Here is a 244-nt window from a genome sequence, read left to right as displayed (position 1 = left end):
AGTCGCCTGTTCAACTATCTCCTTCGCTTGTGCACTGGTCTCCGGCTTGATGTTCCAGAAGCGGCTCAACTCACCAAGGACGTTCTGCTGGAACTTTTCATCCGCCATCATCGCCATGGCATCAGCCCGGCTCTTGCCGCCGAGCATCAGTTGCTCCAGGGTTTGTTCAGCGAAGACACGACTGGTGACGCCAGTAACGCCTGCCGCCAGCTCACGCCCCATCACCCGCTCCAGGCGATTGAGG

At 59.0% G+C, this 244-nt stretch carries 1 protein-coding gene; it reads right to left on the bottom strand.

Annotated elements, in window-relative coordinates; all coding sequences use genetic code 11:
• Positions 1-222 (bottom strand): hypothetical protein (locus OH705_RS28380; RefSeq protein ID WP_267303593.1); only part of this gene is annotated, 222 nt, incomplete at its 3' end.
• Positions 223-244 lie beyond the last annotated feature (22 nt).

This window comes from Pseudomonas sp. BJa3 (genome assembly GCF_026343815.1).
GTDB lineage: Bacteria > Pseudomonadota > Gammaproteobacteria > Pseudomonadales > Pseudomonadaceae > Aquipseudomonas > Aquipseudomonas soli.
Note: the sequence above shows the minus strand (reverse complement) of the source record. Positions and strands in the feature narration are given on the sequence as shown.